Raw genomic sequence first — 23,073 nt, forward strand, 5'->3', positions numbered from 1 at the left:
GCTATTGTTGGTTTTCGTAGATTCCAATAACCAGATCTCCATTGGCATTCATATGGGCTCGGTACATACCGGCAGTGTTGAATTCCATAGCGACGTTGCCGTCTTTGTCTATAGCGACAATTCCTCCATCGCCACCTAAGCCACCCACTTTATCGTGGATAACAGTTCTGGCCGCATCTTGAACACTCATGCCTTTGTATTCCATTAGGGCAGAGATATCGTGTGCCACCATTGCGCGAATAAAGTATTCGCCCCAACCGGTAGAAGAAACGGCACAAGAAGCATTATTGGCATAGGTTCCGGCCCCGATTATCGGCGCATCGCCTATACGGTTCCAACGCTTGTTGGTCATACCTCCGGTAGATGTTCCCGCCGCAAGATTTCCGTTCTTATCTAAGGCAGCACAGCCAACTGTACCAAATTTGGAATCTTTAATAAAAGGGTCTACAAAGGCTGTTTTTTCGTCGTGATCCAATTGTGTCTTTTGCTGCTCTTTGATTCTGAGCAGACTGTTGTAGCGTCTTTCAGTAAAAAAATACTCCGGATCAACCAGTGCGATCCCGCGAGTCTCTGCAAAGATCTCAGCGCCCTTTCCGGCTAACATCACATGATCTGAATTGTCCATCACCTCTCGCGCCAGATCGATAGGATTTTTAATGCGAGTGACTCCAGCAACCGCCCCGGCATTCAAGGTTTTCCCATCCATTACAGAGGCGTCTAGTTCGTTGGTCTCTTCGTGGGTAAAGACCGCTCCTTTGCCGGCATTGAAAAGCGGAGAATCTTCCATGACATTGATAGTAGCAGTAACCGCGTCCATAGCATCTCCACCATCTTCCAATATTTTATGCCCAACGCGAATTGCTTTTTCCAGTATTTCCTTGTAAGCAGTTTCTAAAGAATCGGTCATATTCTTCTTTAAAATAGTGCCTGCACCTCCATGGATAACTATACCAAAAGTGGGTTGTTCAGTGTTTGTTTTTGTTGCTTCGGAGGTCTGATTCTGAGTCGAATCGGCATTATTCCCACAAGAAATCAGTGCGGAAAATGTTAAAACTGCAAAAAATTTTCGGATCATGATCTAGGCGTTTTTTCACCTACTAATATACGTCAAAATGCCCACAGTTATTGGGAAGCTTAAAAATCAACCGTGTAGGAAAAACATCTTAAAGGCTTACACAAAATATCGATGAAATGCATAAAAATTAGTTGAAATGCAATAATTAGTATTTTTTTTCTATATTTGGCTCAACATCATGCCCCAAATTTGATGTCCCCGTATTATGAACCTACTTAGAACCAGCCTCATGGCAGTGGTCCTGCTATTCGTGGCCACTTCCTGCTCCAAGGACGAGATTCCTGTGGAGCCAGAATCAAACTTTTCAGTAGACCTCAACTTGGCCAATAAGACCGATTGGACCATGGCCAATGAAATCCTATCCTTGGTAAACGCGCATCGCAGTACCTTAAATCTGGAACCCATTAAGCTTGACCGAAGAACGGCTACAGCTTATGCGGTGATGCACACCGAGTACATGATCGATAACCAACGCATTAGCCACGACGGTTATGCACAACGTTCTCAAGCCCTATTGAGTGAAGGCGCCCTTCGCGTCGGAGAGAATGTAGCTAGAGGATATCGATCTGCAGAAGATGTTGTCAATGCATGGCTCAATAGCCAAACCCACCGCAATGTGATCGAAGGTGATTACACCCACAGCGGATTTGGTGTTATGCAAGACTTTAGAGGAACCTATTACTTTACACACCTATTCTATTCGGAATAACTTTACGCTTAGTCACGCACTTTTATATTCGCCAGAATCGCCGTACCTTAGATTTTCACTAATTATACGGCGATATGGCAATTGCAAAACCCTTTAATCTGAACACCTGGTTGGAAGAGAATCGCGAGCTTCTCAAACCTCCCGTGGGCAATAAAAACCTTTACGTCGATGCTGATGATTATATCGTTATGGTTGTGGCGGGTCCTAACGCGAGGAAGGATTACCACTACAACGAAACTGAAGAGCTCTTCTATCAATTAGAAGGAGAGATCGAGGTTATCGTTCAAGACAATGGTGAGCGCAAAGTGATGCCTTTGGGTCCTGGGGATATGTATTTGCATCCTGCTAAAACGCCGCACTCACCTGTCCGTAAAGAAGGCTCTATAGGTTTGGTCATAGAGCGCAAGCGCGCTGGGCAAGGTTATACCGACGGCCTTTTGTGGTTCTGCGATAACTGCAACCACAAACTCCACGAAGTCTATTTTGAGTTGCACGATATAGAAAAGGACTTCTTACCACATTTTAAAGAATACTACAATTCAGAGACCTTAAGAACCTGCGATAATTGCGGGCATCAAATGGAATCTGATCCCCGTTTCACAGCAGATTAATCTTCCGTTTTAGAATTTGGCGAAATCGTTTGCGAATGCCTACCTTCGCAGCACAATTTTATTGTCAAAATTTATAATTAATATGAAATGAACACAAACAAATTTAATTGTTAGTAAAACTACAGTAATAATTAAATTTTTTGTGTGAAAGCGAAGCGGTTGATCTATGCAGATAATTTTTGTTTGCTTGATTGCCACAATAATAAAATTATCAAATAGATGAAAGCAGTTGCAACGTCCTTTGGAATGGACAAAGCCCTTAAAGAACTTGGTCTTGAGGCGGTTAATCAAGGAACATCAACAGGATCTGAGTGGTTCTCTTCTGGAGACGAGATCGCCTCGTATTCTCCGGTAGATGGTCAGTTGATCGGTAAGGTGACCACCACCACCAAAGCAGACTACGAAAAAGTAATGCAAGCTGCTACTTCAGCTTTTAAAAGTTGGCGAGTTATGCCAGCTCCGCAGCGAGGAGAAGTGGTACGCCAATTTGGTGAGGAGCTTCGTCGTTTAAAAGAGCCGCTCGGAAAGCTCGTTTCTTACGAAATGGGAAAATCTTACCAAGAAGGTTTGGGCGAGGTTCAAGAAATGATCGATATCTGCGATTTTGCCGTAGGACTTTCGCGACAATTGCACGGACTTACCATGCACTCCGAGCGCCCAGGACACCGCATGTACGAGCAATACCACCCACTTGGCGTGGTTGGGATCATCTCGGCCTTTAACTTCCCAGTTGCTGTATGGTCTTGGAACACAGCTTTGGCTTGGATCTGTGGCGATGTATGTGTTTGGAAGCCGTCTGAGAAGGCGCCACTTTGTGGAGTTGCTTGCCAAAAGATCGCAGCACGTGTATTTAAAGAGAATGGTCTACCAGAAGGAATTTCTTGTTTGATCAACGGCGACTATAAGGTTGGTGAATTCATGACCACAGATACACGAGTACCTCTTATATCTGCAACAGGTTCTACTCGTATGGGGAAAATAGTTGCCCAGACCGTTGGAGCTCGTTTAGGGAAGTCCCTATTAGAATTAGGTGGAAACAATGCTATTATTGTTACTCCGGATGCAGACATTAAAATGACAGTGATCGGTGCCGTTTTTGGTGCTGTGGGTACTGCCGGACAACGTTGTACATCGACGCGCAGATTGATCATTCACGAGAGCATTTACGATCAAGTTAAGAATGCGGTAGTAGATGCTTACAAGCAGTTACGTATTGGGAATCCGTTAGACGAAAACAACCACGTAGGGCCACTTATTGATACTGACGCGGTGGCGATGTATCAGAAAGCCTTGGACAAAGTAGTAGAAGAAGGCGGAAACATAGTTGTTCCTGGAGGAGTTTTAGAAGGAGAAGGTTACGAAAGCGGTTGTTACGTAAAACCAGCCATTGCAGAGGCGGACAACTCTTTTGAGATCGTTCAGCACGAAACTTTTGCACCTGTATTGTATTTATTAAAGTATTCTGGCGATGTTGAGAACGCTATTGAAGTTCAAAACGGTGTGGCTCAAGGCTTGTCTTCTGCTATCATGACCAACAACTTGCGTGAAGCGGAGCGTTTCCTTTCGCATGCAGGTTCTGACTGCGGAATTGCCAATGTAAATATCGGTACTTCTGGAGCCGAGATCGGTGGTGCATTCGGAGGTGAGAAAGAGACCGGAGGCGGACGCGAGTCTGGTTCTGACGCTTGGAAAATTTACATGCGCAGACAGACCAATACGATAAATTATACTACAGATCTTCCATTAGCCCAAGGTATCAAGTTCGACCTGTAGGCGCGGACTAAATCAGATTGATTTAGTATTTTCATAGACCAAATAACGGTTTATGGATAGAAGATATTTTTCAAAGAATATGGCCCTTGCTGCCTCTACGGCTGGCTTGGGCCTTTTTGCTTTTTCAAATCACTACATTCAGTTTCTTCCAGATTCGTCGGGATAGAGTTGCCAAACCGGATCGCTCTGGTAGATGGTTTTGGTAGCAACATCAATTGCGGTTAATGGGCCTTTATATGCCGCTGCCGTATCGATATTCCAAACGTTGGCACAGTTGACCACCTCGCTTTCTCCAATTTTGGTAACAGGAGTATGTCCAATATAGATCTCTTTAAAAAGAGTCAGTCGTTTGGGATACCGCGGATGATCTTGTGGCATGTTCGGATCTAGCCCACAAGCCGTTTCCCAAAGTGTTCTGTCCCAATAGACCATATTCGGGTAGTACTCATGCTGAGGCCCATGCGGGTTGGTAAACCCGGCGTGTACAAAGAGTCTATTGTCTTTATCGATCCAATAGTTGACCAATTGGTCTAGAAATTCAATATGCCTCGTTTTATATGCTGCGGATTTGTCGCTGTAATTGGCCTTGGTCATTTCACCTCCGGAAGCCAACCACAAAGGGTTGTTAGAGTGCACTTTTAAATGCTGCGAGAGCAAATAATCGTGATTTCCCCGGATAAAAATGCAATGATGCTTTTGTGAAAATTCAATAAGATATTCAACAGTATTGGCCGCATCGCTCCATCCATCCACATAATCGCCTAAGAAGACCAAGGTGTCCTCCGCAGCAATTGGAATACGATCCAATAGTTGCTCAAGTGCTTTTAAACCGCCGTGTATGTCGCCTATTGCGTAGGTTTTCATTGTTGCTCCGCCTGATCCAATAAGATAATGATAAGCACTATGGCTGCTATAATTCCCACTACCAAAAAGAAGATCTTCCAGAAGGAATACGGACGTTGACCAGAGAGCGCTCCTGTCTGTCCATTGACAAAGAAGTTGTATTGTTTGCCTTTAAAAGTATATGCGCTGATATAGATGGGCAGTAGAATATGCTTAAAGGTCTCGTCTGTGAGTTTCATATTAAGGGATGAAACACGCTGGGTATCTCCGCCTATATCTCTACACACCCAACGGTGAGCGATGCGTTTGGCCTCTATATTGGATTCTAAATGTCCTTCTTTAAGTGGAATGGTATACTTCTCTGTCACAAATCCGGCCAAAAAGGAACTGTCAAAGGGTTTGAGCTCCATTAAATTCCAGCGGGCGATCTTACTAGGGATTCGCCCAGATTTTTGTTCCGAAGCTTTGATCAAGGTATCGTCTACAAAACCAGAAATGCTCCCGCTTGCCGGAGTCCAACGTGTTCTGCGTTCCTGACGCATCCTGGTAACCGTTTTTCCGTTTACGGTGGTCGTATAGGGCACGGACACATAATAGTAGTCTCCTCGTTGTCCGGTATAGGTCGCGTAAAGTTGGGCATCAAAGGTCCAATAGGGAACATATAAGCCTTTGGTGAACTGCGGATCTAGCGCTGCTTTTTTGAGCTTATTCGGAGCAAACCACAGCTTTTTGACCCAAGATTTGAATATGGAATGTGCCTTTTCCTTGGTCAATTGAAAAGGAACGAGAGCTCCAGGTAAGATCCATGCTTCCTTCTGCTGATCTTCAATAATCAGCGGCATGCTGCAATACACACAATGCAGGGACTTATAATTCTCCTCTATGTGCTGGTTTGCACCACAGTTCTTGCATTGAATTAGTGAGATGACCTCGCTGTGTGAAAGATGCCCAAGCTCCTCCAAATAGGGCCGAAGCTCCAATTCTTCGAAACTATTTGTAGCAGCTGTAATGGTTTCGCTGTGACCACAATATTCACACTGCAACTCGGTTGTTCCAGGCGCATATAGGAGTTCCGCCCCGCAATTGATGCAGGCTTTCTTTAATTCTGATTTAGACTTGGGCTGTGCAGCCTCCATCGCTTATGTGGGTTCTGAGATTAAGCAGGTAGTGGCGGTGGGGTCGCTCCTCCTAAAAAGGCTTTGAGTTCTTCTACATCCTTTAGTGGTGCCCAGCCGCTCATGCCTTGCTTCCAAACCAAGGAATCCTTGTTTACTGTCCTGTTGGCAAAAAGGGCGCGCAACTGTTCAAAACTAACTGGGCCCGCTTGTTGACCATTGTAGGCGTAATAGTATTGTACTGCTGTTGGCATTGGCGGCGGCACGGCTCCTGTGGGAGCCGCTGCAGGCGCTGTTGCTTGTCCTGCTCCACCCATAAGGCCTCCCATTTGTTGGGCCAGTACGAATCCCATACCCATGCCCATGCCGGCGCCGGCAGTTCCGCCTTCATTGGCGGCTGCCGCCTCAATGGCTTTAGCGGCTTTGAATTTGGCAAGTTTGTCCAGGTCCAATTTATCAATGCGGCTATATTCGAAGATCTCCTTTTTAAGGTCTTCTGGCATGGAGACATTCTCGATAAAGAATTTCTCTAAAGAAATACCAACACTTGCAAATTCCGGTTGCATAACCTCTTGACAGGTCTCACTCAATTCTGTGGAATTGGCTGCGTAGAGTTCTATGGGTAAGTTGGCTTCTCCAATGGTGTCGGTAAAGCGCGTGGCAATTAGACTTTTTAGGTGTTCGTTGATCTCGAAGTTGGTAAAATTGTTGTCTGTTCCAACAATGTCTACTATGAATTTCCCGGGATCACTGATCTTAAAGGCGTAGGTTCCAAAAGCGCGGATCTCCACCAATCCGAAGCGATCATCATTAAGTGTGATCGGATTTTTAGTGCCCCATTTTTCGTCGGTGAAAAGGTGGGTATTCACAAAGTAAACCTCGGCCTTGAACGGACTGTTGAACCCGTATTTCCATCCTTTTAAAGTAGCCAGTATAGGTAAGTTCTCTGTGTTTAAGGTGTAGGTTCCAGGTTCGAATACATCGGCCAGTTCTCCTTCATTGATAAAGACCGCCATTTGCCCTTCTCGCACTATGAGTTGTGCGCCGTTCTTTATTTCATTCTGGTAGCGTTCAAAACGATGACAGATGGTGTCGTCCGTGTAATCCAGCCACTCAACAATGTCAATGAATTCGTTGCTGAGTTTCTCTCTAATCTTGTCAAAAAGGCCCATAGGTAGATAATGTTTAATGTTGATGGTTAAAGATAGGAATTAATGCTGTCTACTGCATTAAGATTCTATGTGTTGAATCTCATTCCAATACATTAGTTGATAATGACGGTTTTTGTTACACTGTCACCCTTAAGGTCAGTTACCTTTAGCACGTATAAACCTGCGTTTAAACCGCTAACGTCTATTGTGTTTTCAGCAATCATATTGGGTTCAAGCTGTCTTCCGTCCATAGTGAATAATTTCAGAGTAAATGAGGTTCCTCCTCCTTGGATCTTTAATAAATCTGTCGCCGGGTTGGGATATACCACAATACGGTCCGAATCGAATTCAGGAACATCTAAAAAGCTAACCTCACAAGTCTCACTAACGTTAAAAGTCCAACCAGTGAATTGTTCGCATCCCAAAGGACAATCTCCTCCGGCGATATAAAATCGTACATCGTCTTCTATAAAAACAATATCACAAACTTCCGCACTAGCACCTCCGGGTAAAGTAAAAGGTACTCCAGTATAATTGAATCGATAATTAATGTCTGTGTCAGGGCTGGCAGAACTAATTATTTCTAAGGCGTCGAAGTCACTTGCTATAGGAATTATGTTTAAGGCATCTTCCGTTGTCTCTATCCAAAGGAAAAAACTGCCACTACCGGTTATGAACGAACTTACCTCCTCAAAACTGTAGGTTTCTATCAAGGCATCAAATTCTGGAATTCCCGAGAGCCCAGTTTCCAAATATGGATCTACCCACGAAGGGTCGTAAGGAGCAGCCATTAAAATTCCGCGATGATACACAGTAGGCATATATTCTACGTTCACGTGAATATTAAGCGGGCCAAATATGCTGTCTAACATAGGTTCCTCAATAATGTTGGCATGTAATGCACTGAGTCGTTCCAGATAATAGTCTAAGCGAGATTCGTCTATAAAAGGCTCGTTGTAGTCTGGGTCATCGGGGTTGGATTGAATTTCTCTGAGCAATAAGATCTTCGCATCAGTCAGATAATTCTCCATTATATAATCCGAAGTAAAACACTGAGCAAAACTATGTGCCGTTAGGAATATTAACAGCAAAGTAATTATCCTTTTCACGGGTGCAATTTTTTAATTAGCTTAAAGTTAACTAATTATACTTAAGCTTACGCAAAATGCGAACACATTCCCTGTAGGAGTCATAGACCCCTTTGCTGTAAGCTTTCAAAAAGGGTTTCGCCTCTACCAGTTTGTCTTTTGCGTCTGGAAAATCGTTGAGATAACAGATCAAATAAGTGTTGGGTAAATTCCGTATATCCTGAATCTCCATTTTGGTCAATGGAATTTCCTTTTTCAGCTTTTCCAAAAGGGCATTGTTGGCGTTGTAAAAATGATGCAAGGTCTTTTTGTCAAACTGGGGCGGGTCAAAAAGCAATTGGGTCTCGATAGTGTAGGAGCCGTTGTCTTCAAATTTTATAAGCACCTCCTCTAAAGGGTAGTACTTGGTCTGATTGTTCAATCCCAAGCTCACATATTCCACGATCTTGAAAAAATCGTCATTGTATTTTATGCTAACTTCATCTAGCGCCGAATAGAACAAACGTTTTTGTTCGTTGATCAACTCTATATCTACTCGGGAGTAATAAGTTTCATCTTTAACCTGCTTGGTATGTCCTGCCCAGCAAAGCACGAATAATTCTTTAAAGACCTTGTAGTGAGAAGGCATATCGGCGTGCCGGTTATTGATAAAATCGATCACCCCGTCCAAGGTGAGCTCAATATTGTTTCTGGCATGCTGCTCAATGGCGGCAACAATTTCTGAATTGTGATCTACCAATTCAATATCAAAGGCCTGAGGTTTAGAAATACTGCCTTCTCTAAAGAACACAGTACCGCCCCAATACTTCCAAATATTCTTTCGCAAAGAGGTGATCTCATTTATGGAACGAATGGTAACCAAGCCAACCACTTTGCCATCTTCCAAATCTGGAAAGTTGATATTCTCGTATTGGATCTGCGGCGGATTGGTCAAATAGGCATTGATCAGGTTTTGGATCTTGGAATCGTCAAAGAAATCAACCCCAACGATCTCGTTGTTAGCGTCTTCTACCCCAATGATGATATAGGAATTGTTCGCCGGATTCGAATTGCTGAGCGCGCAGATATGCTTCAGAAATTTCGCCTTCCCCTCTTTAGAGCCAATATCAATACGGCGTTTCTTATCGTAGAAACTACTCTCGTCATTATGAGCGAGCAAGTATTTGACAAGCAGCCGTTTATTGAGCATGTATTAGGCTTGTTTATTCACGATCATAGACGATGCCTGATCCACACACATCATGGTAAGATCTGCAATGTTTACATGTGGCGGACGCGTCACTGCAAACCAAATGGCCTCCGCAACATCTTCTGGTTTTAAAGGAGTATAGCCTTTATAGACTTGGTCGGCTCTTTCGGAATCGCCTTTGAATCGCACTTCGCTGAATTCGGTCTGCACTAGCCCTGGGTTTACCGCTCCCACGCGGATAGGAGTTCCGTTGAGGTCCATGCGCATGCCTTGGTTAATGGCATCGACAGCATGTTTACTTGCGCAATAGACATTTCCTTTGGGATACACCTCTTTCCCAGCAGTAGAACCAATGTTGATTATATGGCCTTTTCCTCTTTCCAGCATGCCTGGAAGTACTGCCTGGGTTACATACAATAAGCCCTTTACGTTGATATCCATCATGGCATCCCAATCGTTGCTATTGCCCTCTTGTATGAGGTCCAAACCGTGCGCATTCCCAGCATTATTAACCAAAATGTCAATATTCTTAAACGCTTCTGGCAGGCTATCAATCGCTTTATTTACTGCGGATTTATCTCGCACATCGAATTGCAAAGGGTGCACACTGGTGTGTTCAGACAGTTCTTGACTTATTTGCTGGAGACGCTCTGATCTACGTCCGCATAAAATGAGTTTTACACCTTCTTTAGCCATAAGACGGGCTGTGGCTTGTCCAATTCCCGAGGTGGCACCTGTAATTAAGGCTATCGAATTCTTCATGTATTCTGGCAATTTTGTAATTGAAAATAATGCATTTTTAGACACTTCTGGAAGCGCAAATTTGAAACCCTGATTTTAAACGTTATTATCCTCTTAAAAGCAGGTCTTAAAATTTATAAAAAACGCTTATTTTTCAGGCCGTTGCACAGCTTATGTTATCAAGAACTTTTAACCAACTGTTAACAAGACTTGTCGCAGAAAATAGGCAATTTGCGCATACTAAAATTACCATCAGAAAAAATCAGTAAAAACAGCATTTATGGAACAAGCTACGGCAAGTGTTGATATAGGAGCATTAAATGCAAAAATTGAACAGGAGAGCGCCTTTGTGGACCTGCTAACCTTAGAGATGAACAAGGTGATCGTGGGGCAAAAGCACATGATAGAGCGCCTTTTAATAGGCCTTTTAGGACAAGGACATATCTTACTAGAAGGGGTGCCTGGTCTTGCTAAAACCTTGGCCATTAATACACTATCTCAGGCAGTGCACGGCAGTTTTAGCCGTATTCAGTTTACTCCGGACCTGCTCCCGGCAGACGTTATCGGAACCCTTATTTACAACATCAAAGAAAACGACTTTAGCATAAAGAAAGGACCCATCTTTGCCAACTTTGTCTTGGCAGATGAGATAAACCGTGCGCCGGCCAAAGTACAATCGGCCTTATTGGAAGCGATGCAAGAAAAGCAGGTTACCATCGGTGATGAGACCTTTCCGTTGGACAGACCATTCTTGGTTATGGCCACCCAAAACCCAATTGAGCAAGAAGGAACTTATCCGCTTCCGGAGGCTCAAGTAGACCGTTTTATGCTAAAAACGGTAATCAATTATCCGCAGCAAGCAGAAGAGCAACTGATCATCCGCGCCAACTTAAAAGGTGCTTTTGAAAAGGTGAATCAAGTGGTGACCTTAGAACAGATCACCCGAGCGCAGCAAGCGGTGCGTGAAGTTTATATGGATGAGAAGATCGAGAAATACATACTCGATATCATCTTTGCTACTAGAAATCCGAAGCAATTTGGATTGGCTGAGCTAGAAGGCCTTATTGGCTTTGGAGCCTCACCGCGTGGTAGTATCAACTTGGCCATGGCCTCTAAGTGTTATGCATTCATAAAGCGAAGAGGTTATGTGATTCCAGAAGACGTTCGTGCAGTGGTTCACGATGTTTTGCGTCACCGTATCGGGATCACCTATGAGGCTGAAGCAGAAAATATTGACTCCGTAGCCATTATCAACAAGATTGTCAATCAGATCGAAGTACCATAGAAGCGCACCTTACTAACCAAGACCAACTCAAGAGAGTAAAGTAATGGATACAGCAGCACTTCTTAAGAAAGTTCGGAAGATAGAGATCAAAACACGCCGCCTAAGCGACCACATCTTTGGCGGAGAGTACCACTCTACCTTTAAGGGCCGTGGTATGACCTTTAGCGAGGTACGTCAATACCAATACGGTGACGATGTACGTAACATCGACTGGAACGTAACGGCGCGTTATAACGAGCCTTTTGTCAAAGTCTTTGAAGAAGAACGCGAGCTAACTCTAATGCTTTTGGTAGATGTCAGTGGTTCTGAGCTATTCGGTACCAAGGAGCAGTTCAAAGAAGAATTCATCACCGAGATCGCTGCTACTTTGGCTTTTTCTGCCCTGCAGAACAACGACAAGGTAGGCCTACTGCTTTTTTCGGATCAGATAGAACTGTTCATTCCGCCTAAAAAAGGAAAATCGCACATACTCAGAATCATTCGCGAGCTTTTGGAATTTGAACCTAAAAGCAGACGTACAGATTTAGATCAGGCTTTAAAATATTTGATCAATGTGATGAAAAAGAAGGCCATTGTTTTTGTGCTTTCTGATTTTATGACAGATCAGTACAAGGATACGGTGAAGCTAGTAGCGCGCAAGCACGACCTTACAGGAATCCGCATATACGATCCGCGAGAAGAAGAGATTCCGAACCTTGGAGTGGTACAAATGCTAGATGGCGAAACGGGAGAAAGCATGCTGGTCAATACTGGGTCTAAATCGGTCAGAAAAAATTATAACCGCTATTATCGCGAACGTGTAGACTACTTCCAAGAGGTGTTCTTAAAGAGCGGGAGTGGTCAGATCTCTTGTCGAATAGACGAGAGTTACGTAAAGAAATTATTGGGCTATTTTAAAAACAGAGCATAGCTTGAAAAGGCTTTTTACATACAATATTTCATTAGTTGGGCGATTATTCGCCCTCTTGTCGCTTTCGTGTGCGGCACAGTTACAGGCACAAGTCCGCGCCGAATTAGATTCCACCAAGATCAAGATAGGCGAGGAACTACGCTACCGACTCATTGTAGAATCAGACACTACAGAGATAGTCCAAATGCCAGAAGGGCAAACTTTCTTGCCGTTGGAGGTTATAGAGACCTACCCCATCGATACTGCTTATAATCAGCAGCGCCAAACATTGATAAGAGAGTACGGCCTCACCCAATTTGACAGCGGGCAGTATTTGATACCCAGACAACGTGTTATTATAGGGGAGAAGGCCTTTTTTACGGACTCTTTACTCATTGAGATCGACGACGTAGTGGTAGATACCACCAAGCAGAAGATGTTCGATATTCGGGAACGCATGGATGTTGGTAAACGTCCGGCCAACCTCAAATGGCTCTGGATAGTTCTCCTGCTTGCAGCCATTGGTGGCGGAGTGTATTGGTTCTTAAAGCGCAAAAAAGAGAAAGCAGAAGCAGAAGCTGCTATCCCGCCTTATGAAGAGGCCATTGCGGCTTTAAAGGCATTGGATGAGTCGCCGCTTGCCATGCAAAAGGGCTCTAAAGATTATTATTCGGCACTTACGGAGATCGTAAAACGCTACTTGGATAGAGAAGTTGATTCGGCAGCTCTTGAGAGTACCTCTGCAGAACTTATAACGCGACTGCAAATGCACAAGGACGCAGGTAGTTTTGCTTTTAGCGACAACATGATCAAGGCTTTAGACAGTATTCTAAAGCGTGCGGATCTGGTGAAGTTTGCGAAGCAACAGATCGCTCCGGAGATCGCAGCGGCAGACCGTCAAGAGCTGGAACAAGTGGTCAATCAGACCAAAGAAGCCATTCCGGAGCCAACAGAGGAAGAACTTTTAGAGGACTTGCAGTATCAGGAAGAGCTCAGAAAACAACAACTCAGAAAACGCTGGATCATAGGCACACTGGCTGGAATTGGAGTATTGGTGATAACCACCGGAATTCTTGCGGCAACTTTAGGAGTTGACTATTTAAAAGACAATCTCATTGGTCACCCTACCAAAGAACTGGTAGAATCCACTTGGTATTTGAGCGAGTATGGCGATCCGGCAGTGATCATAGAAACTCCAGAGATCTTGGTGCGCAAAGAAATTGTGCTACCAGATTCTGCCATAGAGATCGTAAAGGACATGAGTTCCTTCTCCTACGGAAGCTATGTGGACAATTTCTACATCGCTGTAAACACCACCGAATACAAACAGCCTATAGAACCAGATATGGATGCCGGTATTGAAGCCGCACTGAAGAATATTGAGGCAAAAGGGGCTCAGAATCTCTTTGTTAAACAAGAGAGTTTTGAAACCGATAAAGGGATCAAAGGCGTTAAGGCCTATGGCTCTTTCAATGCTACTCAGGGTAACGGAAAACTCGGACGCAAGCTCAATTACGAAATGTATCTCTTTGGGCAAACTGGTGCCTCTCAACAGGTTGTCATTGTTTCAGAAGAGGACGATCCGTACGCTAAACAATTGATAGAGCGCATAGTTGCTTCCATAGAATTAGAAGTTAACATTACACAACCCCAAATAGGAAAACCACAATGATCGCGTTAAATTTTGAATTTGTAAATCCAGAACTGTTCTGGCTCCTGCTTTTGGTGCCGGCGGCAGGAGTATGGTATTATTTGAAGCGCGACAAGCAAACAGCTTCCTTGCGCATGTCTAGTTTAGATGGCTTTAAGGCTAGCGGGAACCTATTGGGTAAACTTAAGCCGCTATTATTTGTACTTCGGATAATAGCCTTGGTGATTCTTATCACTGCCATGGCCCGACCTCGCACTTACAGTGAGAATTCAAGAACCAAGACCACCAAAGGGATAGACATTGTCATGGCCATAGACGTATCTGCAAGTATGTTGGCCCGAGACCTCAAACCAAACCGTTTAGAGGCTTTGAAAAAGGTGGCTGCTCGCTTTATCAATGCGCGACCAAACGATCGTATTGGCCTAGTAGAGTATGCCGGAGAGAGCTATACCAAAACGCCGCTGACCAGTGATAAGACCATAGTGCTTTCTTCGCTTAAAGACATAAGCTACAACCGAATCATTGAAGGTGGTACCGCCATTGGAATGGGCTTGGCAACCGCCATTAACCGCCTAAAAGAAAGCAAGGCCAAGAGTAAGGTGATCATTTTGCTAACCGATGGAGTAAACAATACCGGTTTTATCGATCCTAAGATCGCCAGTGAATTGGCAGTGGAGTTCAGCATTAAAGTCTATACCATAGGTTTGGGAACCAACGGCCTGGCTATGTCGCCTATTGGGCAAAAGTCCAACGGAGATTTCCACTACGGGAAGACACCGGTTCAGATCGATGAGGACTTGCTTAAACAGATCGCCGCAGAGACCGGAGGAAAATATTTTAGAGCTTCCAGCAACACACGTTTGGAAGAGATCTACGACGAGATCAATACTTTAGAGCGAACCGAGATCGAGGAGTTCAAATTCACTACCTATAGCGAGATGTTTAGAAACCTTACGCTTATAGCTTTTGGAATTTTACTGCTCGAGGTGCTTTTACGTTACACCCTTTTTAGAAGTTTTGTCTGATGGTACAGTGGGAAGAAATGACATATTTCTATTTGTTAGGCGTAGTGCCAATTTTATTGGTACTGTTGCTTGGCGTACTGTATTGGCGCAAGCGCACCCAGCAGAAATTTGCAAATACAAGTTTGCTAGACCGACTTTCTCCGGAGCGCTCCAGTATTAAAACTTGGTTAAAGGCCCTTGTTTTAGGCTTAGCTTTTGTTAGCTTGGTGTTTGCCTTGGTCAACCCTAAGATCGGAACCGAATTCAAAACGGTTAAACGCGAAGGCGTTGATCTGGTATTTGCCTTGGATGTGTCCAAGAGTATGTTGGCAGAAGATATTGCGCCAAATCGTTTGGAAAAATCCAAACAGCTTATCAGCGAGGTGATCAATTCCCTTTCGGGAGATCGCGTCGGGATCATTGGGTATGCAGGTAGCGCCTTTCCACAACTACCTATTACTACGGATTTTGGCTCGGCCAAGATGTTCTTGCGCAACATGAACACCGACATGGTGTCTTCTCAGGGAACTGCTATAAATGAGGCGATCAATTTAGCGCAGACCTATTACAACGACGAGGAGCAGATCAATCGCGTATTGTTCATTGTTTCCGATGGAGAAGATCACGAAGGCGAGGCAACGACCATGGCTCGTGAGGCTGCGAAAGCTGGCATTACCATCTATACCATTGGTGTAGGGAAAGACGATGCAGAAGGAGCTTGGATACCTATTAAACGCGATGGGGTGCTTATTCGCTATAAGCGTGACGAGAGTGGAAACCGCGTTAGAACCAAACTCAACGAGCAAACCTTAAAAGATATCGCCGAAGCCTCTGGCGGAGCCTATTTGAACGGTAATAATACGGCTGCATTGGTAGAAGGCGTGAACGAGATCTTGAACAATTTGGACAAGACCACTTTCGATTCTCAACAAGTGGCAGACTTTAAGGATCAGTTTCAATGGTTCTTAGCGGCAGCAGTGTTTTTCTTGCTGTTGGATATTTTGTTCTTAGAGCGCAAGACCGAGTGGTTGCGCGGTTTGAATTTATTTAACGAGAAGGAGGAATAAAGATGAAGCAGTTAAAATTCATAATGTTGATACTCTGTGTTGGTTTAAGCAGTTCTGTAATGGCTCAGGAAGATCTTGAGACCCTTGCAAAAACTTCTCAGACCTTTAGAGCAGATGCCGATGTGGCTATCAATAAAGATGAGTTTGTAAGCGGCGAAGCCTTGTACAGAAAGTCCATTTCGTTAGAACCGCAGAATACGGCGAGTAAGTACAACTTAGGTAATGCTTACTACAAGAAAGAAAAGAATAATGAGGCCATGCGTCGCTTTGTTCAAGCAGCAGAAGTTGCCGATACTAAAAGTGAGAAACACAAGGCTTTTCACAATTTGGGTAATACGCTCATGAATGCCAAAATGTATAAAGAGGCTGTAGAAGCTTACAAAAATGCCTTGCGCAACAACCCTACTGACGACGAGACCCGTTACAATTTAGCCTTAGCCAAAGAAATGTTGGAAAAAGAGCAACAGAACAACGGCGGCGGAGATAATAACGACGACAAGGACGAGAAGGAGAAAGACAAAGAAGATAAAGAGGGCGAAGAAGGCGAAGAGAAAGACGAGCAGAATCAGGAGCAAAACAAGGATCAAGAGCAAAAACCTGAACAAGGTGATGAAGAAGAAAAACAAGGAGATCCGAAAAAACCAGATCAGCCGCAAGAGCAAGAACAGCAAAAACCGCAACCCGGACAATTGTCCAAACAACAGATAGAAAGCCTGCTGGAAGCCATGAATAACGAAGAACAGAAAGTTCAGCAGAAAATGAACGTCAAAGACAAGAAAGGTGCTAAAGTAAAATCGAACAAGGATTGGTAAGATGAAGAAGTTAAGATCGATAGTATTGGTGCTAGTTGTGCTCTGCGGTTTCAGCGGATGGGCACAGGTGCAGTTCAATGCCTCTGCCAGCAAAGAGAAGCTGGGCATTAATGAGCGCGTGCGTATCGACTTTCAGATGAATCAGGACGGCGATAACTTCAGTCCACCAGATTTTGACGGTTTCCGTGTGGTTGGTGGTCCGAATCAATCGGTGAGTAATACCTATATCAACGGGAAAAAGACCTATTCCAAGACCTTTAGCTATTTTTTATCTCCCATGTCTCGAGGGAACTTTACCATAGGACAAGCCACCGTAGAGATAGACGGAGAGATCTATAAGACCTTGCCACTGAAGATAGAGGTGACCGCTGCGGTAGACGTTCCTAAAGACGGCAATAATGCCGAATATGTGGCTAGTGAGAACGTGCATTTAGTAGCCGAGGTCTCTAAACGCGACCCTTATCTCAACGAAGCCATCACGGTGACCTACAAGCTCTATGTTTCTGAGGATGTCAGTGTGACACGAGCTTGGAGAGAGATCGATATCCCTAAGTATGCAGATTTCTGGAGTCAGATCAAAGAGAACCGTCAACGCCGCGTATTTGAAGGAAAGTTCAAAGGGCGTAATTACCGTTACGTGATCTTGAAGACGGCTATCTTGTATCCGCAGAAAACCGGAGAACTCAATATTGAACCTTTGGTGCTGGATGTTCCTGTTGAGGTATTGAGCAATAAACGCGATTTCTTTGGTCGCCGCTTGACCACCACGGTCAACCAAACTGTAGCCGCCGGAAACTTGACCATAGATGTAAAGCCTTTGCCAGAGCAAGGCAAGCCAGCCAATTTTACAGGAGCTGTGGGCGATTTTAAATTCAACATCAGTGCATCGCGTAATCAAGTAGATGCAAATGAGTCCTTAGAGATACGCGTGCAAGCAGAAGGCGATGGAAACCTAAAGCTCTTCAATTTACCAGAATTGACCTTGCCAAGTTCCTTGGAGGTATACGATCCGAAGCGAGAAGACAACGTAAAGACCACCAGTAATGGTATGAGCGGTTCTATCGCAACGGTTTACACTGTGGTTCCTCAGTTTAAGGGAACCTACCCTGTACAGCCACTTAGATTCTCTTATTTTGACCTGGCGACAGAAACTTATAAGACCATTGTTTCTGATGGTACGGTGATCACCGTAGAGAATGGTCCGGTGTCTACAGAGACTGCATCGACAGAGAATACTACAAATTCTGGAGGGACTAAAAACATCATACAAACGGGAGATCAGTTCAAATACATCAAACTCAAATCTTCTTTAAAACCAATAGCGTCTTCGCAGTTCTTTAAGTCGCCGCTGTATTGGTCGTTAATGGGTGGGCCTTTACTGCTTATTCCGATCTTTGTAGTTGCGGGTAGAAAACGCAAAGAACGCTTAGCAGACGCCGAAGGGCAACGCAAACGCAAAGCGGATAGATTGGTTAAGAAATACCTCTCTGAGGCAAAAAAGAACCTGGGGCAACCTGCGCTGTTCTACGAGTCCTTAGAGCGTGCCTTACACAATTATCTAAGAGCCAAATTGCGTATTGAAACTACAGAGATGAGCAAGGAGAAAATTGCTCAGATGTTAGATGAAAAAGGAGCTGAAGAAGCTGCGAAAACCAATTTCATTGGGCTGTTACAGAGCTGTGAATTGGCTCGATACGCATCCGGAATTAGCACCAACGTTGCTGCCGATTATGAAAAGGCCACACAAGTAGTAACCCAACTCGACAAACAATTGTAATGAAGAAGTTGTTATTGATCTTATTACTGGCTATGACAGCGTCTGTGCAGGCGCAAGATGCAGATGCCTTGTTCGAATCTGGGAAAGAACATTATAAAGCAGATGCATTCCAAGAGGCCATAGCCGATTGGAAGGCCATTTTAGATAAAGGCCAGCATTCTAAAGCGGTTTACTTTAACCTTGGAAATGCTTATTATAAATTGGGTGAGGTTGCTCCGAGTATCTATTATTACGAGAAAGCCCTTCAATTGGACCCTACAGATAATGAGGTAAAGAACAATCTGGTCTTTGCTCAGAATTTGCGCATCGATGTGATAGAGCCTCTCCCGAAAACGGTATTTACTCGGGTTTACGACAACACTATTGGCAGCCTAGACAGCAACCTTTGGGCCTGGCTTTCTGTTGGTCTATTGATGGCCGGAGTTTTGAGCTTTCTAGGCTACCATTTCTCTGCCACTACTGTGAGAAAGCGCATCTTGTTCGTAGGATCTTTGGTGCTGTTTGGCTTGGTGCTTTTTAGTTTTACTGCGGCTTATTTGAGTGCTGCGGATGAGAAAAATGAGCGTTCTGCTATTGTGTTTTCCGATACTATGGATGTGCGGGAAGCTCCAAAGAACAGCGGAACAGTAGCTTTCCAACTACACGCTGGCACCAAATTAGAGATCATTGATCAAGACGGAGATTGGTTGCGTATCAAACTCAGCAATGGTAAAGACGGTTGGGTAAGCGCCAGTGCCTTAAAAGAGCTTTAATTCTCCTCGTTCAGACGTAGGTCTTCCTTGGTCTCGTCTATAATTTCTTTAGCGTCTTCGATAAGATCGGGTAGTATGGCAGGAGCTATGGGCTCAATTTGGGCGTAGAGTACAGATTCCTCCTTGCGCTCCTCAGAAAGAATAAAACCAGACATTCCCCAGTCGTTGAACCACATTAGGGCAACACTGACAATAAAGACCATTTTAAGACCACCAAAAGCAGCGCCTAAAAGTTTATTTAAGATACCAATAGCAGCAAAATCTGCGATCTTGGTTAGCATTTTACCTGCCATTTGAACCGCTACTACAATCACCAGAAAAGTGATGGCAAAAGCCGACAGGTTGATGTATTTCTGTTCCCAGTCGACCGAATTCTCTAACCAGTTTCCTGCATACCCAGAGAAATAGATGGCTCCAAAAACTCCGGCAACAACTCCTATAAGAGAAGCGACTTCTACAAAAAGGCCCTTTTTCCAGCCACCCCAGGCTGCCAGACCTATAATAACCACTAGGGCTAAATCCAAGCTATTCATGTTGCTAATTTGCGATAAATATACAAATCAAACGCTGGGAGCCTTATCTTTGTTGCTTTAAAAGCCGTATGTCTAGAGATCCACAACTTAAGGCCCGCTGGGAAGCCGTCACAGAATTGATCAGCAAACGATTTGCCGATGGGGCTCCCTTAGATCTTGATGCGATCATATACCTGATAGGGCTGCAGGAGTTTGGACAGTTCGATCGTCGCTTTAAAAAGGACGACAAGGTCAATCTGATGCATATTGCCATATGCCGCTTGTTGGAACCTTACGGCTATTACCGTTTCGACTATCAAGACGAAGACGGCTGGCCGCATTATGAAGTAGTCACGCCTTTACCCCCTTTAAAGGCCGGGGAGCAATCCGTGCTCATGAAAGAAGCCATAGTACAGTACTTTCTAGAAAAAGAAGTCATTGAATAAGCGAGGCTTATCCACAGGAAAATTTTAAATTTGCCCTCTGCAAAGAAGATTAGTGATGCAAGACGAAATCAATAAATACATAGACGAGGTAAAAGGATTTGCTACCGAGACCGCAGAAGAGCTAGAAGCCTTCCGTATTAAATTCTTGGGTAAGAAGGGAATCCTCCGAGGCTTGTATGCCGATTTAAAGGAGGTTTCTGCAGAGCAGAAGCGCGATCTAGGTCAGGCCATAAATGCCCTGCGCCAAGCCGCCGATGAGAAAATGCAGGAGCTCAAGAACTCCATGGATTCTCAGGCCACTGTTCAAGGGCAATTTGGTGATTTGAGTCGTCCGGGGAATCCCTTGAACGTAGGGTCAAGACATCCAATTTCGATTGTAAAGAACCGTATTATTGAGATCTTTTCTCGAATCGGTTTTAACGTCTCCGAAGGTCCTGAGATCGAAGACGATTGGCACAACTTTACTGCGTTGAACTTGCCGGAATATCACCCTGCACGAGACATGCAGGATACCTTCTTTATTCAAACAGATCCTGACATCTTGTTACGTACCCACACCTCTTCGGTACAGGTGCGTTATATGGAGAACAATCAGCCACCCATCAGAACCATTTCTCCAGGGCGCGTATATAGGAATGAGGCTATTTCTGCACGTTCGCACTGCTTCTTCCATCAGGTTGAAGGCTTGTATATAGACAAGGACGTGTCTTTTGCAGATCTTAAGCAGACTTTGCAATACTTCACCACGGAGCTCTTTGGAAAGTCTAAGATACGCTTGCGTCCGTCTTACTTCCCGTTTACAGAACCTTCTGCGGAGGTTGATGTGTATTGGGGCTTGGAAACCGAGACCGATTACCGCATGACCAAAGGTACCGGTTGGTTGGAGATAATGGGTTGTGGTATGGTAGATCCTAACGTCTTGGAGAATTGTGGGATCGATTCTAAAGAATACTCCGGATTTGCTTTCGGAATGGGGATAGACCGCATTGCACTCTTGCTGCATCAGATCTCAGACATCCGTATGCTCAGCGAGAACGACATTCGCTTTTTACAACAGTTCAAAGGTTCTTTATAAGCCATGCGAAAGGATATTGAAATACCTGAGGTGACTCAGGTGTATATTGCCGCTGTGCGCGAATGGGACAAAGAGTTCCTCGCTCAGAATTGGTTCGTATACCTGATCAATAACTGGGACAAGACGCTGCAGACCACTTTGGTAATGTCTCGCGGGAATGATTCAGACAGAAAAACTTCTACATTAAGACACGGACTCAACGATGTTCCACCCGGTAAGGCCGTAAAGATCGAATTGCTACCTGATGAGGTTCTCGGATTTACTAATGAGTATTTGTTGACCTTCTTTGCCGACGACAAACTCTACGACAAGACCTTTGTTTTTGAGCCTTACACAGTGAAAGAGGAGGCGGCTTCAACGCTTCCTGTTATGGATTCAGATGGCGTTTTGGCTAAGTAAGTTTATCCGCTAATTTATTAAAAACCTTCTTGGGGTCTTTACCTTCGTAAAGTACCGCATAGACCGCATTAATGATAGGCGTTTTTGCCTTTTTCTTTCCATGGGCCTGGTTGAGCTTATAAGCGCTTTTAGTGGCGTAATATCCTTCTGCAACCATGCTCATTTCCATCATGGCGCTTTTTACAGTATAGCCTTTCCCAATCATGTTCCCGAACATGCGATTTCTACTAAAAGTCGAATAGCCTGTAACCAATAGATCGCCCAAATAGGCCGAACCGTTGATGTCGCGCTTCATCTTGTGCATTTTTTTTACGTAGCGCTTCATTTCCCGTATGGCATTGCTCATCAATACCGATTGGAAGTTGTCTCCATAACCTAAGCCGTGACAAATTCCAGCCGCCAAAGCATAGATGTTCTTAAGCATTGCTGCATATTCTGTGCCTATGATATCGTCACTGATATTGCATTTGATATAATCACTGCGGAGCTGTTTGGCCACCCAAGCTGCCTTATCTTGGTCTGCACATGCAATGGTGAGATACGACAATCGCTCTAAGGCCACTTCTTCCGCGTGACATGGGCCAGTGATCACTCCAATGTTCTCAAAAGGTATTTTGTAATGGGTGTAGAAATGATCGCCTACAATTAAGCTGCTTTCAGGTACGATCCCTTTAATGGCAGAGAATATGATCTTGTCTTTAAGGGGTTCACTTGCTTTGTCTAGTTCCCCTTGCAAGAATGCGGAAGGGATCACAAAGATCAAGTAATCGCCATAGCGGATCATCTCATCAATTTCGTTGCTCAAAACTAGTTTTTCGGTCTCGAACTCTACAGAGCTCAAATAGTTCGGATTGTGCTTCTGTTTTTTAATGTGTTCCAAGGCATAAACAGAGCGCATATACCAGCCCAGCTCGTCTACATTCTCTAGGAGCATCTTTACTATAGCAGTGGCCATACTACCACCACCAAAGACCGCAATTTTAGGGGATTTCGCCATTACTGCAATTTGGTTTTCAAAAATAAACAATTAAAAATAGCTTGTAATTAATTGTATATCAAGTAATTGTGAGTTTGGCACGTTGTTTGAATTTCCTTAACTGAACTTTAAT

Annotated in this window: 23 protein-coding genes; 14 read left to right on the forward strand and 9 right to left on the reverse strand. The window is 44.2% G+C overall.

The genetic code is table 11. From position 1 onward, the window contains the following. Window position 1: 1 nt before the first annotated feature. Entirely contained in the window at window positions 2-1,075 is a 1,074-nt protein-coding gene (locus BTO09_RS06235) for an isoaspartyl peptidase/L-asparaginase family protein (RefSeq protein ID WP_087523946.1), read from the reverse strand. 205 nt (window positions 1,076-1,280) lie between these two features. On the opposite strand from BTO09_RS06235, the gene BTO09_RS06240 reads away from it, so the two are divergent. The 3 genes from BTO09_RS06240 (at window position 1,281) to BTO09_RS06250 (ending at window position 4,168) form a co-directional block, all read left to right on the forward strand. Then, window positions 1,281-1,784, forward strand: coding sequence for a CAP domain-containing protein (locus BTO09_RS06240; protein WP_087523947.1), 504 nt, complete (start codon window positions 1,281-1,283; stop codon window positions 1,782-1,784). Between the two features lie 74 nt (window positions 1,785-1,858). Next, a complete protein-coding gene (locus BTO09_RS06245) occupies window positions 1,859-2,395 on the forward strand; it encodes a 3-hydroxyanthranilate 3,4-dioxygenase (RefSeq protein ID WP_087523948.1) in 537 nt (178 codons plus the stop codon). A gap of 219 nt (window positions 2,396-2,614) precedes the next feature. After that, a complete protein-coding gene (locus BTO09_RS06250; protein ID WP_087523949.1) occupies window positions 2,615-4,168 on the forward strand; it encodes an aldehyde dehydrogenase family protein in 1,554 nt (517 codons plus the stop codon). 138 nt (window positions 4,169-4,306) lie between these two features. Here the strand turns inward: BTO09_RS06250 and BTO09_RS06255 are convergent, their stop codons facing one another. The 6 genes from BTO09_RS06255 to BTO09_RS06280 all read right to left on the reverse strand — a co-directional run bounded on the left by BTO09_RS06255 (window position 4,307) and on the right by BTO09_RS06280 (window position 10,316). Continuing rightward, window positions 4,307-5,032 (reverse strand): metallophosphoesterase, encoded by a 726-nt coding sequence (locus BTO09_RS06255; RefSeq protein ID WP_087523950.1) that lies wholly within the window; start codon window positions 5,030-5,032, stop codon window positions 4,307-4,309. After that, on the reverse strand, window positions 5,029-6,147 hold the full coding sequence (locus tag BTO09_RS06260) for a DNA helicase PriA (RefSeq protein ID WP_087523951.1): 1,119 nt from the start codon (window positions 6,145-6,147) through the stop codon (window positions 5,029-5,031). Before BTO09_RS06260 ends, BTO09_RS06255 begins: the two co-directional genes overlap by 4 nt. Window positions 6,148-6,167: 20 nt before the next feature. After that, the gene (locus BTO09_RS06265; protein WP_087523952.1) at window positions 6,168-7,298 is read right to left on the reverse strand and encodes an SPFH domain-containing protein; all 1,131 of its coding nucleotides are present in this window, start codon (window positions 7,296-7,298) and stop codon (window positions 6,168-6,170) included. A gap of 92 nt (window positions 7,299-7,390) precedes the next feature. Next, window positions 7,391-8,386, reverse strand: coding sequence for a T9SS type A sorting domain-containing protein (locus BTO09_RS06270; protein ID WP_157663441.1), 996 nt, complete (start codon window positions 8,384-8,386; stop codon window positions 7,391-7,393). 31 nt (window positions 8,387-8,417) lie between these two features. Continuing rightward, window positions 8,418-9,554, reverse strand: coding sequence for an ATP-binding protein (locus BTO09_RS06275; protein WP_087523954.1), 1,137 nt, complete (start codon window positions 9,552-9,554; stop codon window positions 8,418-8,420). A 3-nt stretch (window positions 9,555-9,557) separates the two neighbouring features. Continuing rightward, on the reverse strand, window positions 9,558-10,316 hold the full coding sequence (locus BTO09_RS06280) for an SDR family NAD(P)-dependent oxidoreductase (protein WP_087523955.1): 759 nt from the start codon (window positions 10,314-10,316) through the stop codon (window positions 9,558-9,560). Between the two features lie 259 nt (window positions 10,317-10,575). Here BTO09_RS06280 and BTO09_RS06285 point away from each other — a divergent pair, with 259 nt between their 5' ends. From BTO09_RS06285 to BTO09_RS06320, 8 genes are read left to right on the forward strand one after another with little or no spacing between them, the layout of a single operon-like run. Then, entirely contained in the window at window positions 10,576-11,580 is a 1,005-nt protein-coding gene (locus BTO09_RS06285) for a MoxR family ATPase (RefSeq protein WP_087523956.1), read from the forward strand. A 43-nt stretch (window positions 11,581-11,623) separates the two neighbouring features. Beyond that, complete coding sequence (locus BTO09_RS06290; protein ID WP_087523957.1) at window positions 11,624-12,490, forward strand: DUF58 domain-containing protein; 867 nt, start codon at window positions 11,624-11,626, stop codon at window positions 12,488-12,490. A 1-nt stretch (window position 12,491) separates the two neighbouring features. Further along, on the forward strand, window positions 12,492-14,141 hold the full coding sequence (locus BTO09_RS06295; protein ID WP_157663442.1) for a hypothetical protein: 1,650 nt from the start codon (window positions 12,492-12,494) through the stop codon (window positions 14,139-14,141). After that, entirely contained in the window at window positions 14,138-15,145 is a 1,008-nt protein-coding gene (locus BTO09_RS06300) for a VWA domain-containing protein (protein ID WP_369826907.1), read from the forward strand. Before BTO09_RS06295 ends, BTO09_RS06300 begins: the two co-directional genes overlap by 4 nt. Then, window positions 15,145-16,191 (forward strand): VWA domain-containing protein, encoded by a 1,047-nt coding sequence (locus BTO09_RS06305; protein WP_087523959.1) that lies wholly within the window; start codon window positions 15,145-15,147, stop codon window positions 16,189-16,191. The genes BTO09_RS06300 and BTO09_RS06305 overlap by 1 nt, the downstream gene beginning before the upstream one ends. A gap of 2 nt (window positions 16,192-16,193) precedes the next feature. After that, window positions 16,194-17,003: a tetratricopeptide repeat protein gene (locus tag BTO09_RS06310; protein ID WP_087523960.1), complete on the forward strand. Its 810-nt coding sequence runs from the start codon at window positions 16,194-16,196 to the stop codon at window positions 17,001-17,003. 1 nt (window position 17,004) lies between these two features. Continuing rightward, the gene (locus BTO09_RS06315) at window positions 17,005-18,780 is read left to right on the forward strand and encodes a BatD family protein (protein ID WP_087523961.1); all 1,776 of its coding nucleotides are present in this window, start codon (window positions 17,005-17,007) and stop codon (window positions 18,778-18,780) included. Beyond that, on the forward strand, window positions 18,780-19,532 hold the full coding sequence (locus BTO09_RS06320) for an SH3 domain-containing protein (RefSeq protein ID WP_087523962.1): 753 nt from the start codon (window positions 18,780-18,782) through the stop codon (window positions 19,530-19,532). The genes BTO09_RS06315 and BTO09_RS06320 overlap by 1 nt, the downstream gene beginning before the upstream one ends. Here the strand turns inward: BTO09_RS06320 and BTO09_RS06325 are convergent. Next, window positions 19,529-20,065 carry a CvpA family protein gene (locus BTO09_RS06325; protein ID WP_087523963.1) on the reverse strand — a complete coding sequence of 179 codons (537 nt, stop codon included), beginning with the start codon at window positions 20,063-20,065 and terminating at the stop codon, window positions 19,529-19,531. The genes BTO09_RS06320 and BTO09_RS06325 overlap by 4 nt on opposite strands. A gap of 68 nt (window positions 20,066-20,133) precedes the next feature. Between BTO09_RS06325 and BTO09_RS06330 the strand changes: the two genes are divergently transcribed. The 3 genes from BTO09_RS06330 to BTO09_RS06340 are packed head-to-tail and all read left to right on the forward strand — an operon-like array spanning window position 20,134 to window position 21,964. Further along, window positions 20,134-20,490: a hypothetical protein gene (locus BTO09_RS06330; protein ID WP_087523964.1), complete on the forward strand. Its 357-nt coding sequence runs from the start codon at window positions 20,134-20,136 to the stop codon at window positions 20,488-20,490. 55 nt (window positions 20,491-20,545) lie between these two features. Beyond that, window positions 20,546-21,565 carry a phenylalanine--tRNA ligase subunit alpha gene (gene pheS / locus BTO09_RS06335; protein WP_087523965.1) on the forward strand — a complete coding sequence of 340 codons (1,020 nt, stop codon included), beginning with the start codon at window positions 20,546-20,548 and terminating at the stop codon, window positions 21,563-21,565. A 3-nt stretch (window positions 21,566-21,568) separates the two neighbouring features. Then, on the forward strand, window positions 21,569-21,964 hold the full coding sequence (locus BTO09_RS06340) for a hypothetical protein (protein WP_087523966.1): 396 nt from the start codon (window positions 21,569-21,571) through the stop codon (window positions 21,962-21,964). Here BTO09_RS06340 and BTO09_RS06345 read toward each other — a convergent pair. Beyond that, window positions 21,957-22,961, reverse strand: a complete 1,005-nt coding sequence (locus BTO09_RS06345; RefSeq protein WP_087523967.1) for an NAD(P)H-dependent glycerol-3-phosphate dehydrogenase — start codon at window positions 22,959-22,961, stop codon at window positions 21,957-21,959. The two genes, BTO09_RS06340 and BTO09_RS06345, sit on opposite strands and share 8 nt — an antisense overlap. Window positions 22,962-23,073 lie beyond the last annotated feature (112 nt).

Source organism: Gilvibacter sp. SZ-19 (assembly GCF_002163875.1).
Lineage (GTDB): Bacteria > Bacteroidota > Bacteroidia > Flavobacteriales > Flavobacteriaceae > Gilvibacter.

Coding starts and splice junctions, on each gene's coding strand:
- BTO09_RS06280 (WP_087523955.1), bottom strand. CDS start 10,316: ATGAAGAATTCGATAGCCTTAATTACAGGTGCCACCTCGGGAATTGGA.
- BTO09_RS06260 (WP_087523951.1), bottom strand. CDS start 6,147: ATGGAGGCTGCACAGCCCAAGTCTAAATCAGAATTAAAGAAAGCCTGC.
- BTO09_RS06305 (WP_087523959.1), top strand. CDS start 15,145: ATGGTACAGTGGGAAGAAATGACATATTTCTATTTGTTAGGCGTAGTG.
- BTO09_RS06265 (WP_087523952.1), bottom strand. CDS start 7,298: ATGGGCCTTTTTGACAAGATTAGAGAGAAACTCAGCAACGAATTCATT.
- BTO09_RS06325 (WP_087523963.1), bottom strand. CDS start 20,065: ATGAATAGCTTGGATTTAGCCCTAGTGGTTATTATAGGTCTGGCAGCC.
- BTO09_RS06320 (WP_087523962.1), top strand. CDS start 18,780: ATGAAGAAGTTGTTATTGATCTTATTACTGGCTATGACAGCGTCTGTG.
- BTO09_RS06340 (WP_087523966.1), top strand. CDS start 21,569: ATGCGAAAGGATATTGAAATACCTGAGGTGACTCAGGTGTATATTGCC.
- BTO09_RS06255 (WP_087523950.1), bottom strand. CDS start 5,032: ATGAAAACCTACGCAATAGGCGACATACACGGCGGTTTAAAAGCACTT.
- BTO09_RS06250 (WP_087523949.1), top strand. CDS start 2,615: ATGAAAGCAGTTGCAACGTCCTTTGGAATGGACAAAGCCCTTAAAGAA.
- pheS (WP_087523965.1), top strand. CDS start 20,546: ATGCAAGACGAAATCAATAAATACATAGACGAGGTAAAAGGATTTGCT.
- BTO09_RS06285 (WP_087523956.1), top strand. CDS start 10,576: ATGGAACAAGCTACGGCAAGTGTTGATATAGGAGCATTAAATGCAAAA.
- BTO09_RS06330 (WP_087523964.1), top strand. CDS start 20,134: ATGTCTAGAGATCCACAACTTAAGGCCCGCTGGGAAGCCGTCACAGAA.
- BTO09_RS06240 (WP_087523947.1), top strand. CDS start 1,281: ATGAACCTACTTAGAACCAGCCTCATGGCAGTGGTCCTGCTATTCGTG.
- BTO09_RS06235 (WP_087523946.1), bottom strand. CDS start 1,075: ATGATCCGAAAATTTTTTGCAGTTTTAACATTTTCCGCACTGATTTCT.
- BTO09_RS06300 (WP_369826907.1), top strand. CDS start 14,138: ATGATCGCGTTAAATTTTGAATTTGTAAATCCAGAACTGTTCTGGCTC.
- BTO09_RS06275 (WP_087523954.1), bottom strand. CDS start 9,554: ATGCTCAATAAACGGCTGCTTGTCAAATACTTGCTCGCTCATAATGAC.
- BTO09_RS06290 (WP_087523957.1), top strand. CDS start 11,624: ATGGATACAGCAGCACTTCTTAAGAAAGTTCGGAAGATAGAGATCAAA.
- BTO09_RS06310 (WP_087523960.1), top strand. CDS start 16,194: ATGAAGCAGTTAAAATTCATAATGTTGATACTCTGTGTTGGTTTAAGC.
- BTO09_RS06345 (WP_087523967.1), bottom strand. CDS start 22,961: ATGGCGAAATCCCCTAAAATTGCGGTCTTTGGTGGTGGTAGTATGGCC.
- BTO09_RS06315 (WP_087523961.1), top strand. CDS start 17,005: ATGAAGAAGTTAAGATCGATAGTATTGGTGCTAGTTGTGCTCTGCGGT.
- BTO09_RS06245 (WP_087523948.1), top strand. CDS start 1,859: ATGGCAATTGCAAAACCCTTTAATCTGAACACCTGGTTGGAAGAGAAT.